The organism is Wenzhouxiangella sp. YN9 (assembly GCF_056324165.1).
The window spans coordinates 69,036-86,112 of record NZ_JBJNIP010000107.1 but is presented as its reverse complement, the minus strand read 5'-3'; the positions used below and the strand labels follow the sequence as shown (position 1 = coordinate 86,112).

The 17,077-nt window shown below is 65.1% G+C and carries 13 protein-coding genes; 8 read left to right on the top strand and 5 right to left on the bottom strand.

What is annotated here, in order from left to right:
• Positions 1-15: 15 nt before the first annotated feature.
• Positions 16-1,683: a M28 family metallopeptidase gene (locus ACEWQ0_RS10200; protein WP_476485293.1), complete on the bottom strand. Its 1,668-nt coding sequence runs from the start codon at positions 1,681-1,683 to the stop codon at positions 16-18.
• A gap of 493 nt (positions 1,684-2,176) precedes the next feature.
• Here ACEWQ0_RS10200 and erpA point away from each other — a divergent pair, with 493 nt between their 5' ends.
• The 3 genes from erpA (at position 2,177) to ACEWQ0_RS10185 (ending at position 4,819) form a co-directional block, all read left to right on the top strand.
• Positions 2,177-2,518 carry an iron-sulfur cluster insertion protein ErpA gene (gene erpA, locus ACEWQ0_RS10195; RefSeq protein ID WP_476481865.1) on the top strand — a complete coding sequence of 114 codons (342 nt, stop codon included), beginning with the start codon at positions 2,177-2,179 and terminating at the stop codon, positions 2,516-2,518.
• A gap of 124 nt (positions 2,519-2,642) precedes the next feature.
• Positions 2,643-3,455 (top strand): hypothetical protein, encoded by an 813-nt coding sequence (locus ACEWQ0_RS10190; protein ID WP_476485292.1) that lies wholly within the window; start codon positions 2,643-2,645, stop codon positions 3,453-3,455.
• A 71-nt stretch (positions 3,456-3,526) separates the two neighbouring features.
• Positions 3,527-4,819: a metal-dependent hydrolase family protein gene (locus ACEWQ0_RS10185; RefSeq protein ID WP_476481867.1), complete on the top strand. Its 1,293-nt coding sequence runs from the start codon at positions 3,527-3,529 to the stop codon at positions 4,817-4,819.
• Between the two features lie 241 nt (positions 4,820-5,060).
• On the opposite strand, the gene ACEWQ0_RS10180 is transcribed toward ACEWQ0_RS10185, so the two are convergent.
• From ACEWQ0_RS10180 to ACEWQ0_RS10170, 3 genes are read right to left on the bottom strand one after another with little or no spacing between them, the layout of a single operon-like run.
• Positions 5,061-6,179: a lipocalin-like domain-containing protein gene (locus ACEWQ0_RS10180; RefSeq protein ID WP_476485291.1), complete on the bottom strand. Its 1,119-nt coding sequence runs from the start codon at positions 6,177-6,179 to the stop codon at positions 5,061-5,063.
• A complete protein-coding gene (locus ACEWQ0_RS10175) occupies positions 6,176-8,605 on the bottom strand; it encodes an ABC transporter permease (RefSeq protein WP_476485290.1) in 2,430 nt (809 codons plus the stop codon). Before ACEWQ0_RS10175 ends, ACEWQ0_RS10180 begins: the two co-directional genes overlap by 4 nt.
• Entirely contained in the window at positions 8,605-9,315 is a 711-nt protein-coding gene (locus ACEWQ0_RS10170; RefSeq protein WP_476485289.1) for an ABC transporter ATP-binding protein, read from the bottom strand. Before ACEWQ0_RS10170 ends, ACEWQ0_RS10175 begins: the two co-directional genes overlap by 1 nt.
• 330 nt (positions 9,316-9,645) lie before the next feature.
• Here ACEWQ0_RS10170 and panD point away from each other — a divergent pair, with 330 nt between their 5' ends.
• Complete coding sequence (panD, locus tag ACEWQ0_RS10165; RefSeq protein WP_476481871.1) at positions 9,646-10,026, top strand: aspartate 1-decarboxylase; 381 nt, start codon at positions 9,646-9,648, stop codon at positions 10,024-10,026.
• Between the two features lie 16 nt (positions 10,027-10,042).
• Entirely contained in the window at positions 10,043-11,464 is a 1,422-nt protein-coding gene (locus ACEWQ0_RS10160) for a hypothetical protein (RefSeq protein ID WP_476485288.1), read from the top strand.
• On the opposite strand, the gene ACEWQ0_RS10155 is transcribed toward ACEWQ0_RS10160, so the two are convergent.
• A complete protein-coding gene (locus ACEWQ0_RS10155; RefSeq protein WP_476485287.1) occupies positions 11,461-12,057 on the bottom strand; it encodes a hypothetical protein in 597 nt (198 codons plus the stop codon). The two genes, ACEWQ0_RS10160 and ACEWQ0_RS10155, sit on opposite strands and share 4 nt — an antisense overlap.
• A gap of 131 nt (positions 12,058-12,188) precedes the next feature.
• Here ACEWQ0_RS10155 and ACEWQ0_RS10150 point away from each other — a divergent pair, with 131 nt between their 5' ends.
• The 3 genes from ACEWQ0_RS10150 (at position 12,189) to ACEWQ0_RS10140 (ending at position 17,067) form a co-directional block, all read left to right on the top strand.
• On the top strand, positions 12,189-13,577 hold the full coding sequence (locus ACEWQ0_RS10150) for an MATE family efflux transporter (RefSeq protein ID WP_476481874.1): 1,389 nt from the start codon (positions 12,189-12,191) through the stop codon (positions 13,575-13,577).
• A gap of 90 nt (positions 13,578-13,667) precedes the next feature.
• Complete coding sequence (sppA, locus tag ACEWQ0_RS10145; protein ID WP_476485286.1) at positions 13,668-15,527, top strand: signal peptide peptidase SppA; 1,860 nt, start codon at positions 13,668-13,670, stop codon at positions 15,525-15,527.
• A gap of 121 nt (positions 15,528-15,648) precedes the next feature.
• Positions 15,649-17,067 (top strand): alanine/glycine:cation symporter family protein, encoded by a 1,419-nt coding sequence (locus ACEWQ0_RS10140; RefSeq protein WP_476481876.1) that lies wholly within the window; start codon positions 15,649-15,651, stop codon positions 17,065-17,067.
• Positions 17,068-17,077 lie beyond the last annotated feature (10 nt).

The window sequence follows — 17,077 nt, the reverse complement described above, 5'->3', positions numbered from 1 at the left end:
ACGGGCCGGGCTTTGCTATTGTCGGACGGCATCGCTGGCGGTTCTGATGGCCTTGAATTCGGAGCCGTCTTTCCACTGCGGCCAGCGCTTCGAGTCACCCAGGTCTCGCACGATGGTGTGAAACAGCTCGATGTCCTCTACGGCACCGCGCAGATCCCAGTCGGGGCTCCAGCTGTCACAGGTCTGGTGGTAGCAGTTGCCGACATATTCTGCCACCCAGGCATCGCCGGCTTCACGGCCGCCTTCCACCAGGTCATTGCCGCCGGCGATGCCCATGATGAGGAGCACGGGCACGCCCTTGCGGGCCAAGGAGAAGTGGTCAGCGCGGAAGAACAGCCCGTTCTCGGGCAGGCTTTCCGGGGTGAGCACGCGGTCCTGCAAGGCCGCGGCGCGCGCCAGGTCTTCTTCCAGGTCGCTCTGGCCTTCGCCAACCAGGATGACATCCCTGGCCGGGCCTGCGGTTTGCAGGATATCCAGCGTCAAATTGGCAACCGTTTTCTCCAGTGAGTAGATGGGGTCTTCCACATAGGCGGCCGAGCCGAGCAGGCCGCTTTCTTCAGCGGTCCAGATAGCGAAAACGACGCTGCGCTCGAGCGGTTCTTCGGCTTTGAGCACGCGCGCCAGCTCGAGGATGCCGGCCGTTCCCAAGGCGTCATCGTTGGCGCCGGGGCGCACCGTGCGACCCTGTTCATCCGGCTCGCCCAGGCCATAGGCATCCCAGTGGGCTGCCAGCATCAGCGTCTCATCGGGGCGGGTGGTGCCGGGCAGCCTGGCCAGCACGTTCTCGCTGTTGATGGTTTCTGTGCTGACGTCGAGATCTGCGCTGAAAGTGACGCCTTCCAGCTCAAACGCCTGAAAGTCGGGGCTGCGGGCAAGCTTGCGCTGCTCATCCAGATCCAGTCCGGCGCTCTCGAACAGCTCGCTTGCGGCATCGCCGGCAAGCCAGCCCTGCAAGGCAATGGGGGGCGCAGACCCTTCGGGACGGATCAGAGAGAGCAGGGATCCGGGACCGGACGAAGCCACGGACCAGCCATAGCCGGCAGCCTTGTCTTCATGCACGATCAACGCGGCAATCGCGCCGCGTCGCTCGGCTTCTTCGAACTTGTAGGTCCAGCGGCCGTAATAAGTCATGCGGCTGCCGCCGAAAAGTCCGGCTACGGGCTCGTCGGGCTGCGCCGCAAAGTCGGGATCGTTGACCAGAAAAACCACCACCTTGCCTTCGACGTCGGTGTCTCCGAAGTCATCCCATTGACGCTCCGGTGCGTCGACACCGAAGCCGGCAAATACCACCGGGGCCTCGGCAATGGTGACTTCTGCCTGCGACCGGGCCGTCTTCACGGCCACATCGGTGGATTGCTCGAGGTCAAGCCGCTTTCCCTTGATATCAAAACCAAAGCTGCTCGCAGGTTCAAGCTGGGTATGCTGCAGCACAACCGTCTGCGTCCAGCCGCCATCCTCGCCGCCGGGCTCAACGCCGATGGCCTTGAACTGGTCTATAAGGTACTTGACGGTCTTCTCTTCTCCGGGGGTGCCCGGGGCGCGGCCCTCGAACTCATCGGACGCCAGAACCCTGACTATTTCAGAGAGGTTTTCGGCGCTGACGCTCGCTGCATGGGTGTTGAAAGACAGCAGCATGGTGCATGCGACCATCAGCAGGGTGGTGGGCGTGGTTCTGAAAGACATCGCGGGCTCGCTGGGGTGATGAGCAGGCGTGTCAGTCTAGCAGCAAAGAACAACCGCTGGAAATCACCGCGCTGCGCCCCGTTGCGGCATCAGGACGCGACCGGGGCTGCCACCTTTCATGGATCAACGGCGCTTGGGTTGCCGCCGCCGGGGCGGGTGGTCACTTGACGCCGACCCGGTCGGCAATGTATAAAATACGCGCACATCACAAAAAATTCATGAATTTACAACGTCATGGGTTTAAAAAAACGAACGTGCTGATCCATCCGGTTTGGGGCATACCATCTTGAAGCGGTCATCCGGCCGCTTTCTTTTTCTTGGCCGCCACCCGGCTGAGATCACCCGGTCCTCAACGGCAGCGGAAGGGGTGGCGAAGCGGCCTTCCTGGCCATCTTGCTCGGGCCATTGACGACCCCGCGTACGGGATTGAAGGCAAAGCGAGCAAACACCATGTTTCCGTTGTCCAAGGTATCGACACGTCCCGGAGCAGCAAATGAGTAACACCGAACCCATGATCTTCACCCCGTCAGCCGCCGCCAAGGTCCGCGAGCTGATTCTCGAGGAGGGCAATCCCGAGCTCAAGCTGCGCGTCTACATCACCGGGGGCGGTTGCTCCGGGTTTCAGTATGGCTTTACCTTTGATGAACAGATCGAGGACGGCGATCTCACCGTTCAGCGTGAGGATGTCACTCTGGTCATCGATCCCTTGAGCTTTCAGTACCTGGAAGGCGCCGAGGTGGACTACAGCGAAAGTCTGCAGGGCGCGCGTTTTGTCATTCGCAACCCGAATGCCGCCACGACCTGCGGCTGCGGCTCCTCTTTCGGAGTCGGTTGAGCAGTTGCTGCGAGGGGGCGCGGCTCAGGCCCCCGCGGTCGGGCAACGGTCGAACGTGCGTCCCTTGATGCCTGTCTTCAGCCCGGCAGCAATCGCACCGGTTGCGGGTTAATATCGCCAGGACATGACTGTCCTTATCGTTCTTGTCGGCCTGTTGCTGAGCCATCACGTGACCGCCTTCGGTCGCTGGCGTGACTTTCGCTGGCTGCTCTGGCCCGCCGGCCGCCTGCGTTCGCGATTTTCTCCGATGCCCTGGCTGCTGCTGGCTGTCATCATTGCCACGGTGGTGCTGGCGGCGTGGCTGGCTACGGCCGTGGCGGTCGCTGTGCTGGGTGGTTTCGGCTGGGCGTTGCTGGCTCTGGCAACGCTGATCTACACGCTGGGGCCGCGCGATCTGGATGACGACATCGAGCTGATCCTCGAGCAGCCTGAACATGCCAACGGGCGCCGGGCCGCGCGAGCATTGGGGTTGACCCCGGATTCCAGCCCCCAGGCCGGTGGCGCGGCGGTTGCGCATGCCGCACGCAGGCGCTGGTTTGCGGTTCTGTTCTGGTTTGTGCTGCTGGGCATCCCCGGCGCGCTGCTTTATCGCTTGTCGCAAAAGGCCATGCAGATCGAAGATCTTTCCGAAGGCGAGGTCGACAGCCTGGCGCGGTTGCGCTGGATCCTGGAGTGGCCCGTGCTGGTGCTGATGACCGCCTCTCTGGGCCTGGTTACCGATCTCGACCGGGTGGTGCAGGCCTGGAAGCATTATCACCGTGATCGCGCCTGGTGGATCGTTTCGCCGCGCCTGGTCGATGATGTGTTCGGCGCTGTTCTGGGCGATGAAACTTCGCTTGAAACCGGTCTGCGTCGCGGCCACCAGCTGGTCTGGCGTATGCTGGTGCTGTGGCTGGTGATCATGAGTGTGATGCTGATCGCGGGCTGGTTGGTGTGATGTGTCGGGTCTCGGGGGTTGAGGGTAGGCATGCGGTGTTTGATCTGTCTTCAACTATCAGGAGAGTTGCTGTGAAACGTTTATTTATCTTGATTGCCGGCTTGTCTATTGCCGGGCTTGCCTCCGGTGAAACCTGGGTTCGCTGCGGTGGTGTCATCGATGTGGCCGCCGGCGAGCGGCTGGATGCGCATACCGTCGTAGTTCGCGATGGGCAGGTTGATGAGTTGCGTTCCGGTCACCCCGCCTGGGCCGATGGCGTGGAGCGCGTCGATCTGTCCGAATTGACCTGCCTGCCGGGCCTGATGGATATGCACGTCCACCTGAGCTCTCAGTCCAGCCCTTCGTCGTATATCGAACGGTTTACCCTCAACGAGGCCGACGCGGCCTTGCGTGCCGCAGATTATGCTCGCAAGACGCTGGAGGCTGGCTTTACCACCGTGCGCAACCTCGGGGACAGCTTCAATGAAACCGTGGCGTTGCGCGACGCGATCAATCAAGGCCGTGTTCCGGGGCCCAGGATCTTTACCGCTGCCAAGTCATTGGCGACGACCGGCGGGCATGCCGACCCGACCAACAGCTGGCGCTCGGATCTGGCCGGAGCTCCGGGTCCCAGAGAGGGCGTGCTCAACGGCGTTGCCGAGGCCCGTGAAGCCGTGCGTCAGCGCTACAAGGACAACGCCGATGTGATCAAGATCACGGCTACCGGCGGTGTGCTCAGCGTGGCGTCCAGCGGCGACAACGCCCAGTTCCGCATGGACGAGCTCGAGGCGATCATCCAGACTGCCGCCGACTACGGCATGCACGTTGCCGCGCACGCCCACGGTGCCGAAGGCATGCGCCGCGCCGTCGAGGCCGGTATCCACTCCATCGAGCACGGCACCTTCATGACCGACGAGATCATGGCCCTGATGGTCGACAGAGGTACCTGGTTCGTACCGACCATCGCGGCAGGCAAGTTCGTGGCCGAAAAGGCCGAAGTCGAAGGCTACTTTCCGCCGGTCGTGGCGCGGAAGGCGGGGCAGATCGGACCGCAGATGCAAGACACCTTTGCGCGTGCTCATGCGGCTGGTGTGCGCATCGCTTTCGGAACCGACACCGGCGTGAGCGCGCACGGCGAAAATGCTCAGGAGTTCGGCTACATGGTCGAGGCCGGCATGAGCCCGGCCGATGCCCTGCGCTCGGCAACCATCCACGCCGCCGAGCTGCTCGGCCGCGAAGACGAGATCGGCCGCCTCGAGACCGGCTTCGCCGCCGACCTGATCGCTGTCGACGGCAACCCGCTTGAAGACGTGACCGTGCTGGAGAACGTCCGCTTCGTCATGCGCGACGGGCAGGTGTTCGTCGATCGTTCGGACGCCAACTGATGGCGTTCACGGTCAACCATCGAAATCCTTGAAACGCAAAGACGCAAAGAATTAAGGATTGAAAACCATCGACCACGGAAGGCACGGAAGGCGCGGAAGAAGAAGTTCCTTCAAAAAAAGTTGGGTTTCTTTTTCCGTGTGATTCCGTGTCTTCCGTGGTTTCAATGCTTTTATCTTGATTGGCGTTTCCTTTGCATTCTCCGCGTCATCGCGTTCAAGAGGTTCTGGTGTTCGGGCCCCTTCAATCCGCATAGCCGCTGAGTTCGAGATAGCCGTGCCCGAGCTTCTCTCCGGTGTCGGCCGCGCGCACGCCCACGGCGCCTTCCCAGTAGCTGACGGTGCCGTGCCAGCGCTGGTCATCGAAACGGGCTTCGACCTCGAGTGACAGCTCCTCCGAGGGCAGCTCGATGGTCCACTCCAGCGGCCATTGATGACCATCGGCGTCGCGCCAGTGGCGCGTGGGGGTCAGGCGGAAGTCTTGCGGGCCCAGCGTTCGCGCTCTGCCGTCGGGGTAGACCACCTTGCCGGCGGAAAAGCGCGCGGATCGGCCGTCGTCGGTGCGCAGGCGGAAGGCCATCAGATCGCGGCCGTCGTCGAGCTGCAGCGAGAACCAGTCCCAGCCGACCATGTTGTCGGTCAGCTGGCTCGAGCCCCACTCGCGGTCCAGCCAGGCCAGACCCGCGACCGCAACCCGTCGATCATCGACCCGGACATGGCCGCTGGTGGCCAGGCGCGTGATCGAGTAGTAGTACGAGGCGTTGCCCGGCTGCGGTCCTTTCTGGCTGTAGCCATTCTCTCCCTGCGGCACGGGCGCACGCAGCGATTCCATTTCCAGGTCCAGGGCAAATTCCTCGGTGCCGGCCTGCAGGCTGAACTGATCGCCGCTGCGTCTGACCTCCCAGTCGCGCAGCCACCAGCGATCTTCGCTGGCGCCGGCCAGGCCCAGCGCGCCGCGGGCGAAGCGCTCGGCCTGGTGAAAGACGCGGCCTTCCACGTCGCTGAGCGCCAGGTGGGCCATCCACACGGCCTCGGCGCTCCAGGCCGAGTCGGCGCGGCGCGCGTGGTCGAGCGCGAAGCGGAACAGCGTGAACTGGAAGCCCCAGCGGTCGCCATCGGGGCCGTCGAGGTTGCCGGTGAAATACCACCATTCGTTGCGGTAGCCCGGATGCGCGGCATGGTCTGCGGGAAAGATGAACGGTCGCGGTTCGGTCACCCGGCGAAAGGTCTCGGGTGCGTCGGTGAGCAGCCCGCTGGCGCTCAGCCTGCCGTCAATGCCCGGCTGCGCCCGGGTCTGCCAGGCCAGCCAGCCGATCAGGGCCAGGGCAACGACAGCGACGATGGCGAAATCGCGGCGCATCATTCCTCCTTGAGCTCGCCGGCCGGGTCGCGGCGGCCGATGCGCCAGGCCGGATACACGCCCGCCAGCAGCCCGAAAGCGAGCGCCAGCGGCAGCATGACGGCCAGCGGGGCCAGCGGCCAGCTCAGCGGCAGGCTCCAGCCAAACGCGCGCGGCTGGATGACCAGCGACAGGCCGATGTGGATGGCAAGCGAAAGCGGGACCGCTACCAGGGCGGCGGCCAGCGCCAGCCCGGCGGTCTGGCAGACGACGAGGATGTGCAGGTTGCCCGGCGTCAGCCCCAGCGCCCGCAGGGTGGCATAGTCGCGCCGGCGCTCCAGCCCCAGCGCCAGCAGCGCGCTGACGAGCGCGATGGTGGCGATCAGGCCGACCAGCGCGGCTAGCGCCCAGGAGATGCGGAAGGTCCGGTCGAAGACCGCCAGCGTGTTGGCATAGACCGCATCCCTCGAGGTGAGCCTGAGCCCGGGATCGATGGCGTGCAGCTGATCGGCCAGGCGTGCGCTGTCGATCGTCGCGTCTTCGTAGTAGAGCGCCAGGCGGTCGGTCAGCGAGTCGCCGAACAGCCGGCGGTAGAGCGGCAGATGAATGGCGACGGTGCCCATCTCGCTGGCATAGTCGCGATAGACGCCGACGATCGGCAGCCTTGTGTGGCCGCCCGGCGTGCTCAGCTCGATGGTGTCGCCGGTGCCGAGCCGTGTTCGCCGCGCCAGCGGCTCGGAGATGATTGCCGCCTCGTTGGCGAGCACTGCCCGGTAGGCTGCGTCCGGATCACCGGCCAGCCACTCGAAGCCGGCCCAGCCGCGCGGCGGCAGGCCGTAGGCAATCAGTTCCCGGCCGTCGGCGAGCACGCGGCGGCGCGCGCCGGAGGTATCGGCCAGGCCGGGCAGGGCGGCGATTCGCTCGACGGTGGCCGCATCGAGGCCGCCGTGGCTGGCGGTGACGTAGCTGTCGGCGCGCAGCAGGCGGTCGATCCAGTCGTCGACCGCGGCGCGGAAGCCGAGCACCATCATCGCCAGGCCGACTGCCAGCGCCAGCGCCAGGCTGAGCGCGGCCAGGGCCGGGCGAATGCGCTTCTGGCCGGCCAGAAGCAGCGCCAGGGCGCGCCCGGGCAGGCGCCGCGGTGCGACCCGGCTCAAGGCCGAGAGCACGCGCACGCCCAGCTCCGGCGCGAGCAGGGCAAAGCCGCCCAGGGCGAGAAACAGGGCGGCAAAGGCCACCTCCAGGCTGCGGCTGGCCGACACGATGAGGGCCGCCAGGCCCAGCAGACCGAGCGCGGCGGTCACGCTGAGCAGCCGGTGTTCGGCCTGGGCCGGGGGCAGGCGGAGAAGACGGCCCGGCGGAATCCGGCGCGCTTCGCGCAGCAGGCCGAGCACCGAGATCAGGGCGGTGCCTACGGCGCCCAGCCACAAAAACAGATACAGGCCGGCCTCGGGCTGCACGCGGGCGGGCGCCAGCAGGCCGTAGAGTTCGGCAACCGGGGTGCGCACCAGCCCGATCAGGCCGGCGGCCAGCAGCGTGCCCAGCACCAGGCCGATCAGCGCGGCCAGCCCTGCCAGCACGGCGGTTTCGGTCAGCAGCAGTGCGGTGATGCGGCCGCTGGTCACGCCAACGGCGCGCAGCATCGCCAGGCTGCGGCGGCGCTGGACCAGCAGGAAAGACAGCACGCTGAAGATCACGAACAGGCCCACGGCGAGGCTGATCAGGCCCATCGCCGTCAGGTTCGCGCGCATGCCTTCGGTCAGCCGGGCTGCGGTATCGCGGCGCTGGGTGGCGCTGCTCAGTTCGAGGTCGTCCGGCAGTCGCTGCTGCAGCCAGTCGCGGGCTTCAGCCGGGGCGTCGATCCAGCTCAGTTCGCCCTGGCGGCCGGTCAGGTCCTGCAGCGCGGCAATGTCCATCAGCAGGCGACCGTCGAGGTCCGGCCCGGTGGCCACCGGGCCGATCAGTTCGACTTCGAAGCTGCGTTCGCCGAGCCGAAGGGACAACGCCTCACCCGCGGCCTGCCCGAGGCGCTCGAGCGTTGACGCATTGGCCGCGGCCGCGGCGGGCCATTCGAGCAGGCGGGTGAGCAGCCCGGGCGGCAGCAGGCTGCGGCCGTCGCCGGCAAAGGGGTCGATACCCAGCAGTTCGAGACGATGCTCGCCGAGGGCCACCCGCTGCTGAAGTACGGGAGTCAGCGGTGGTGCGCCGTCGAGCAGTGCCAGCCGGCGGTAAAGCGTCTCGTCCAGGGGGGCGCCCGGTGACGTCACGCGCACGCTGTCGCGCCCGGAAAGGGCCACGGCCGCGCCGTCGAGCGAGTCGACGAGCACATCGCGCATCAGCGCCACGCCGGTCATCACCGCCACCCCGGCGGCCATGCCGGCCAGCGCCAGCGCCAGCTGGCCCGGGTGGCGCCGGAAGAACCGCCGGGATGATTGCAGCAGCAGATACATCAGTCTGCGCGCAGACGGCCGCCGCGCAGGCTCAGCTGACGGTCGCAGATTGCGGCTGCGGCGGGGTTGTGGGTGACCAGTATCAGGGCACAGCCCTGAGCCGCCGTGATTCGGTCGAACAGCGCCAGTACGCGCTCGGCCGTGGCCTCGTCGAGGCTGCCGGTGGGCTCGTCGGCGAGCAGCAGCTCGGGCCCGTGAATCAGGGCGCGGGCGATGGCGACGCGCTGCTTTTCGCCCCCGGAGAGCTGGTCGGGCATCCGCTCCAGCAATTCGGAGATGCCCAGTATTGCGGTCAGTTCGCCGGCCCTGTCGTTGACGTTGCTGCCGCCGTCCCCTGCAGGAGCATCAAGGCCGTTGAGCCACAGCGGCAGCGTGATGTTTTCGCGCACGTTCAGCGAGTCGATGAGATTGAAGTCCTGAAAGACCAGGCCGATGTTGCGCGCCCGAAAGCGCGTCAGCCCGGGTTCGGCAAGGTCGGCAAGCCTCTCGCCGAGCACTTCCACGACGCCAGCGTCGGGCCGATCCATGCCGGCGGCGAGGTTGAGCAGCGTGGACTTTCCCGAGCCGGAGGCGCCCATCACGGCGACACGCTCGCCCCTTGCGACGTCAAGATTCAGGTGCTCGAGCACGGTCACCACCCGTGCACCGGCGCGGAATCGGCGGGTCACGCCGCGCAGCGCCAGTGCGGTTGACGAGCGGTTTTCGGTCATCGACTGAACTCCTGTTTGACGCAGGCCGGGAGTCATTATGGAAGAAACTGCCCGTTGATGGGGCTCTGCCCCCGGTGGGGAGGAACTTTCCGCTGCCGTGCCGCTCTTAATCAGCGGAAGCCCTGCGGGCGATTTTCGCAATTGGATTGGTGTTTGTGCATCATCTGTGGTAGCCTTACAACCAACCTTGGCAAAACCGCAACGGTTGAACCAGGGTCGCAGGGCGCGAAGCGAGGTACATCACTCCGACATAATTGCCCCTCCCGTGACCCGGGAGGGGCTTTTTTTTGAGTCAACCGACAATAACGATCCAGATCCGGAGTCATCGACATGCAGCTGACGATGTTGAAAGGCAAGATTCACCGCGCAACCGTTACCCGGGTCGAGCGCGACTACGAAGGTTCCTGCGCCATCGACGAAACGTTGCTCGAGGCAGCAGGGATTCTCGAGCATGAACAGATACATATCTACAATATCACCAGCGGCGAGCGCTTCGTGACCTACGCCATTCGCGGCGAGCGCGGCAGCGGTGTGATTTCGGTCAACGGCGCCGCGGCTCACAGGGCGGAACAGGGCGACCTGGTCATCATTGCCGCCTATGCGCGCATGTCCGAGGCCGAGGCAGGCGAGCACGAGCCGCGTCTGGTCTATCCTGACGCCGACAATCGAGTCGTGCGCACTGCCGGGCGGATTCCTGTCCAGGCCGCCTGATTTTCAGGCGCCATCGTTGCAAAAAAACAACACCCCGACTGTTGCTGCGCTGATGGCTGCCGATCCCGGCCGGGCGCAGGATTTTGTGCGCAGCGGCGGCGGCTGGTGCCTGGACTTCTCGCGGGTGCCCATGACCCGCGAAGGGCTCGCGGCTCTGGAGGCGCTGCCGGCAGCATCGCGGTTGAAAGCTGCCGTGGAGCAGCTGTTTTCCGGCAAGGTAGTCAACCCCAGCGAGGGCCAGCCGGCCCTGCACATGGCGCTGCGTGCTTCCAGGTCCTTTCAGGGGCTGGAAGCCAGCGAAGCCGAGCGCGTGCTCGCCGAGCGCGATCGTTTCCTGGGTGTGGCGCGTCGGCTCCACGCCGGCGAAGCCGGCCTCACCGACCTGATTCACGTGGGCATCGGCGGCTCCGACCTGGGGCCCCGGCTGGTGGCCGACGCCCTGAGTGGCGATGACAGCGCGGTACGCGTTCACTGGCTGTCGACGCTGGACGGTCGCCGTTTCGAGCGCCTGTGTCGACAGCTGGATCCGGCCACCACCGGCCTGGTGATTGCCTCGAAGTCCTTTTCCACTGAAGAAACCCTGCTGCTGGCCCGCGCCGCCAGGGAGTGGCTCGGCAGCGGCTGGGCCGAACGCTGCTGGGCCGCCACGGCCAATGTCGAGCGCGCGCGGGCATTCGGTCTCGACGACGCGCACATTCTTTCATTTCCGGCGTGGACGGGCGGGCGCTTTTCACTCTGGTCTTCAGTCGGCGTCAGCGCGGCGGCCGCGATCGGCGTGGATCGTTTCGAAGCCCTGCTGGCCGGCGCTGAAGCGGCCGATGACGACTTTCGCGATCGGCCCGATGCCGCCGGAGCGGCCACATTTCTGGGCCTGCTGATGCATTACCTGCGTCGCGAACTTGACTGCAAGACGCTTGGCTTCGTCAGCTACGAACCGCGTCTGGCGCTGCTGGCCGACTACCTGCAGCAGCTGATCATGGAAAGCCTTGGCAAGGGCGTCGAGCTGACGGGCCGGCCCGTCGACGGGCCGACGGCGCCGCTGATTTTCGGCGGCTGTGGTACCGATCTGCAGCACTCGATCTTTCAGGCCCTGCATCAGGGGCCGGATTCACATCCGCTGATTCTGATCGGCGCGCGGCAGGGTGGGCATGATCGACCGGATTGGCAGCGGCGTCAGCTGGCGCATCTGCTGGCCCAGGCCGAGGCCTTGTCCAGCGGTCGTGCCGAGGGGCAATCCTTTCAGCGCATGCCGGGCAATCGACCCGTGGCCACTCTGCTGATCGACCAGCTTGATGCCGCCTCGCTTGGATGGCTGCTGGCCAGCTTCGAGCAGGCGGTCTATGCCCTGTCGGTGATCTGGCGGATCAATCCCTTCGATCAGTGGGGCGTCGAGGAAGGCAAGCGCCTGGCCTGCGAGATCAGGCGCCGGCTCGACTAGCCGTCGCCACCCTCGCCTTTGCGGTTGGTGCTGTTGATCGGAATGGTGATGATCGGCAGACCGATGGCATCGTTGCGTGTGCGCGCCTGCAATACATCGCCTCGATGCTCGGTTCCGTTCGGCCCCAGAAAGTAGAACATCTCGGCCACGCCGTGGAATTGATCGAGTGTGATCAGGTTGATCCGCGCGGTCTCGCTGAGGCCCGGCACAAAACCGAGTGGCAGCACCAGCCCTTTGCTGCTCTGATCGGTGCCCAGCGCGGTATAGAAGACTTCCAGCCGGATCTCGGCTTCGTTCGGCTCGTCGACCAGCTGCATGTCAAAGCGCCGGGCCAACTCCACCCCCAGGCGCCAGTCTGCATACCGCTGGATATCGGTGTGGTTGACGAAATGGCTGGATAGGTGCACGCGCTTGCCTGAATGCGGCGCGAAATCCCCGGCCGGCAGATGCTGCATCAGGTCGTCGATGCTGTGTGTCACCAGCTGCTGTGCACTCGCCCCGACGAGCGAATCCTGAACCTGTCGCGATGAGCAGGCGGTCAGTATGATCAGGCAGAAAACGATGAGAGGCAGGCGGCAGGCGCTGTTCGACATGGCAGGTTCTCGTGCTTCATTGAAGTCAACCGGGGTCGAAGGATAACAGCCCGACATCAATTCGGCTTGCACCCGGGGAGCGGGCAACCGACAATGCCGCTTCCCCGGCCGTTGCCAACCCATTCGAGCACATGTCTGCAAGTTCTCACGCCCCTGATCTGCCGGCAGAAATCCGGCGAACGTTGCTGCTCGCCGGTCCGCTGATCATCGGCCAGGTGACCGGCTATGCGATGACGGTCGTCGACACCCTGATGGCCGGCCGGCTGGGCGCGCTCGATCTCGGCGCGGTTGCCGTGGGCTCGTCCATCTGGACTGCCGGCATGGTGTTCATCGTCGGCATGCTGATGGCCGTTTCCGCCGCGGTCTCCCAGCTGGAGGGCGCCGGGCAGCGTCGCCAGGCCGGCGAATTGACCCGCCAGGCGCTCTGGCTGGCCCTGTTGGTCTCGCTGCTGCTGTTCTGGCTCATGCGTCGCGGCGGCTGGGTGATGTCGGCCATTGGTGTGGAGCCGGCCGTGGGCGAGCTGGCCAACCGCTACCTGCTGGCCATCAGCTGGGGCATGCCGGCGCTGGCGGGCATGACCGCGCTGCGCTTTTTCTCCGAAGGCATCGGCTACACGCGCCCGACGATGTACATCGGCGTGGCCGGCATTGTGTTCAATGTGCCGCTCAACTACACCTTGATGTTCGGCAAGCTCGGCATGCCGGCTCTGGGGGCCGAGGGCTGTGGCTGGGCCACGGCCAGCGTGTTCTGGCTGCAGCTGCTGATGATGGCGGCCTGGATCCTGTGGCAACCTCGCTATCGTCCGTTCGCGGTCTTTTCGCGTTTCAGCGGGCCGGTGTGGCGCGAGATCTTGGGTCTGATCAGGCTGGGTCTGCCGATCGGGGTCATGGTGTTCTTCGAGGTCAGTCTGTTCATCGCCAGCGCTCTGGCGATCGGTACCCTTGGCACGGTGCCGGTGGCTGCGCACCAGGTGGCGGTCAACTATGCCGGGCTGATGTTCATGGTGCCGCTGGGCCTGGCGGGGGCGATTACCGTGCGGGTGGGCAACGCGGTTGGTCGCAAGGACCGCGCGGGCGCCCGCCGCGCCGGCGTCGTCGGCATGCTGATGGCGCTGGGGTTCGGGGCGCTGTCGTCCGCGCTCATGGTGCTTTTCCCCGAGGCCATCGTGCGCCTCTACACCGCAGACGCCGAGGTCGTCGCGCTGGCCGTCAGCCTGTTGTTCTTTGCTGCGGTCTTCCAGCTGGCCGACTGTCTGCAGGTCTCGGCTGCCGGCGCGCTGCGTGGCCTTGGAGATACGCGCGTGCCCATGTTCTACAGCGTCGCCGCTTACTGGCTGGTGGGCATGAGCCTGGGCTGGTGGCTGACCTTCCGTCAGAACTGGGGGCCGGCGGGCATGTGGTGCGGCATCATTGCCGGTTTGACGGCTGCGGCTTTTCTGCTGAGCTTCCGGTTTCTGCGCACCACCACTTCTGGCGAACGCGTCCGCACGCTCGCGGCGGTGCAGAGTGCGCCTGAGTGATTCACGACGTCAATGACTAACGGCATATTGTGAGCTTCTGCGGAGACTGAGTAGAATGGCTGTAGATCCTTCCTCGCCAAAAATTCCTCAATGACTCTGAATTCGAGACCCAACGTGCTCGTCCGGCTGTGGCTGGGCTTCTGGCGCGGCCTGACCGCATTTCGCATGGCCGTGTTCAACATCATCTTCCTGGTTGTGCTGGCGCTGTTGATCCGCGTGTTGTTCTTTACATCCGATCAGATCATCGTCGATGCGCAGACGACGCTGGTCATCGAACCCGAAGGTACGATCGTCGAGGAATACACCGGGACCGTGCTGGATCGTGCCCTGGGCGAGGCCATCGGCCAGGCAGCGACCGAAACCCGGCTGCGCGACATTCTGGCGGCTCTGGACGGCGCCGCCGAAGACGATCGCATCGTGCAGGTCCTGGTTCGCACCGACAAGCTTTGGGGGTTGGCCCCGGGGCTGCAGAGCGAGCTGGCCGATGCCTTTGCGCGCTTCCGTGAGACGGGCAAGCAGGTCATCGCCTACGGCGGCACGATGATGCAGGGGCAGTACATGCTGGCTTCGATGGCCGATGAGGTCTGGCTGGATCGGGACGGCATGTTGCTGCTCGAGGGCTACAGCCAGTATCGGCAGTACTATGCCGAAGGCCTCGAAAAACTCGAGGTCGATGTCAACCTGTTCCGCGTCGGCGAATACAAGTCGGCGATGGAGCCGTTCATCCGCAACGACATGTCCGCGGCCGACCGCCGGGCAACCGAAACCTGGCTGAGCGATCTCTGGCAGAGCTGGCTCGATCAGGTAGCGATTCATCGCGGCCTGCCGGTGGAAGTGCTGGTCGATCTGACCGAGAATTTTGCCACCGTGGTCGAGGCGGCCGACGGCAATCTGGCCGCCATGGCCCTGGAGCGTGGGCTCGTTGACCGACTTGTCAGTCGACCGGAGCTGCGCGCCGAGCTGGCCAATCGTGGCAGTGCCGATGCCGACAAGGGGTTCCGTCAGATCGGGTTTGCGACCTACGTCAAGGCCTCGCAGCAGTGGCGGCCAGGCGCCGATCAGGTGGGCATCATCGTCGCGCAGGGAGCGATTGTCGAAGGCAACCAGCCGCCGGGTACGATCGGCTCGGAGTCGACTTCGCGCCTGATTCGCCAGGCCGCGCGCGACGACAGCATCAAGGCCGTCGTGTTGCGCATCGACTCGGGCGGCGGCAGCGCGTTTGCCTCGGAGGTCATCCGCAGCGAGCTGATGGCGCTCAAGGAGGCCGGCAAGCCGGTGGTGGTGAGCATGGGCAACGTTGCCGCATCCGGCGGTTACTGGATCGCCATGGGCGCTGATGAAGTCTGGGCCTATCCGACAACGCTCACCGGCTCGATCGGCATTTTCGGATTTTTCCCGACGTTTCAGGACACGTTGGCGAAGATTGGCGTGCATACCGATGGCGTCGGCACCACGCCGCTGTCCGGCGCCCTGCGTGTCGACAGTGCACTGAAAGAGCCGGCACGCAATCTGCTCCAGAGTTTTATCGAGCATGGCTATCGCGAGTTCACGCGGCTGGTGGCAAAGCACCGCCACATGTCGCTCGAGGAGGTCGATGCGGTCGCTCAGGGTCGCGTCTGGAGCGGTGCGCAGGCCCAGCGTCTCGGGCTGGTTGATCAGCTCGGCACGCTCTCTGAGGCGGTTGCTTCGGTGGCGCGCAGCGCGGGCATCGGCGAGCGCTATGAGGTGACCTATGTCGAGCCCAGGCTCTCGCCGGTCGAGCAGTTCCTGGTCGACATGGCATCGGCCTCGGTTCGGATGGCTGCGACCCACTCCACGACTCGGGTCGCGAGCTGGCTTCCCGGCGAGCTGGGGCAGACTCTGCTCGCTGACCTGCGATTGGTGCTGAATCAGACGCAAACCGGCCGACCCGGCGTCATGGCGCACTGCCTGTGCCGGGCGCCGCGCTGAGCGCCACGGAAACGCGTTTCAATCTCGACCTGCTTTGAGTATGATGGCCGCTTCGCTCTGGCCGGGCGGGGACGGAGGCGGTCGACGTGATCCATACACCAAACGGGGATGAGTTCAACCCATGCTGGCTGCCGTAACTGATTTTCTCTGGTCCTATGTCCTGGTCGTGGTGCTGATTGCGCTTGGCCTGATCTTCACCGTCGCTTCACGCTTCGTCCAGCTGCGCTACTTCGCCGAAATGTTTCGCGTGCTCGGGCAGGCCTTCAAGCACCACACCGGGCATGTTTCTTCCTTCCAGGCGCTGACGCTGAGCGTGGCCGGGCGCGTGGGCGCCGGCAACGTGGCCGGTGTGGCAGTGGCCATCACCCTGGGCGGTCCCGGCGCCGTGTTCTGGATGTGGGTGGTCGGCCTGATCGGCATGGCCACCAGCTTTTTCGAATGCTCTCTGGGGCAGGCTTTCAAGACCATTGATTCCAGGACGTCCACGTTCCGTGGCGGCCCGATGTACTACATGGAGCGCGGCCTGGGCAGCCGCAAGCTCGGCATGATCTTCACGCTGCTGCTGCTGTTTACCTTCGGTCTGGCCTTTGTGGCGCTGCAGTCGTTCACGGCCTCATCCTCCCTGGAAGAAGCCTTCGACATTCCCATGCATGTCACCGGTATCGTGATGACCATTGTCGTGGGCCTGACCATCTTCGGGGGTGTGCAGCGCATCTCCCGTGTCACCGAGGTCATCGTGCCGGTCATGGCCGTGGCCTATGTCATCGTTGCCATTGTTGTCGTCGGGCTCAATGCCGGCGAGGTGCCGGGCGTGCTGGCGCTGATCGTGAAGTCCGCCTTCGGGTTGGAGGAAGCCGTCGGCGGCGGTATCGGTGCTGCCATCATGATGGGCGTGCGGCGTGGTCTGTTTTCCAACGAGGCCGGCCTGGGGAGCGCACCCAACGTCGCGGCGGTAGCTTATGTTCCGCACCCGGTCAATCAGGGCATTGTGCAGAGTTTCAGCGTCTTCATCGACACTGCCATCATCTGCACGGCAACAGCGCTGATCATTCTCATTGCCGGCATGCACGAGCAGAGTTCGGTCGACAACGGGGTCGTGCTGACCCAGCTGGCGCTGCAGCAGCACGTGGGGCCCTGGGGCCAGACTTTTGTCAGCGTGATCCTGACACTGTTCGCCTTCAGCTCGATTCTCTACAATTTCTATCTGGGCGAGAACTCCTCGAGCTGGATGACGCCCGGCAATCCGGTGTTCTTCATCATGTTTCGGGTGCTCATGCTGGTGCTCATCCTGTGGGGATCGATGCAGGATCTGACCACGGTGTTCAGCTTTGCCGACCTGACCATGGCGCTGCTGGCAGTGTTCAACCTGGTCGCGCTGGCACTGCTGATGAAAGTCGCATTCCGCCTGATGAACGACTACGACCAGCAGTCGCGCGCCGGCAAAGTGCCGGTTTTTGATCCGGACAAGTTTGCCGATCTGAACATTGATCGCGAAGCCTGGAAGGATGCCGCCGATTCGATCGATCGCGTCAGGAAATAGGGCGCGCCCT

Excerpts from the sequence above, each read along its gene's own strand:
- ACEWQ0_RS10200 (WP_476485293.1), bottom strand. The coding sequence starts at position 1,683 with ATGTCTTTCAGAACCACGCCCACCACCCTGCTGATGGTCGCATGCACC.
- erpA (WP_476481865.1), top strand. The coding sequence starts at position 2,177 with ATGAGTAACACCGAACCCATGATCTTCACCCCGTCAGCCGCCGCCAAG.
- ACEWQ0_RS10190 (WP_476485292.1), top strand. The coding sequence starts at position 2,643 with ATGACTGTCCTTATCGTTCTTGTCGGCCTGTTGCTGAGCCATCACGTG.
- ACEWQ0_RS10180 (WP_476485291.1), bottom strand. The coding sequence starts at position 6,179 with ATGATGCGCCGCGATTTCGCCATCGTCGCTGTCGTTGCCCTGGCCCTG.
- ACEWQ0_RS10175 (WP_476485290.1), bottom strand. The coding sequence starts at position 8,605 with ATGTATCTGCTGCTGCAATCATCCCGGCGGTTCTTCCGGCGCCACCCG.
- ACEWQ0_RS10170 (WP_476485289.1), bottom strand. The coding sequence starts at position 9,315 with ATGACCGAAAACCGCTCGTCAACCGCACTGGCGCTGCGCGGCGTGACC.
- panD (WP_476481871.1), top strand. The coding sequence starts at position 9,646 with ATGCAGCTGACGATGTTGAAAGGCAAGATTCACCGCGCAACCGTTACC.
- ACEWQ0_RS10155 (WP_476485287.1), bottom strand. The coding sequence starts at position 12,057 with ATGTCGAACAGCGCCTGCCGCCTGCCTCTCATCGTTTTCTGCCTGATC.
- ACEWQ0_RS10150 (WP_476481874.1), top strand. The coding sequence starts at position 12,189 with ATGTCTGCAAGTTCTCACGCCCCTGATCTGCCGGCAGAAATCCGGCGA.
- sppA (WP_476485286.1), top strand. The coding sequence starts at position 13,668 with ATGACTCTGAATTCGAGACCCAACGTGCTCGTCCGGCTGTGGCTGGGC.
- ACEWQ0_RS10140 (WP_476481876.1), top strand. The coding sequence starts at position 15,649 with ATGCTGGCTGCCGTAACTGATTTTCTCTGGTCCTATGTCCTGGTCGTG.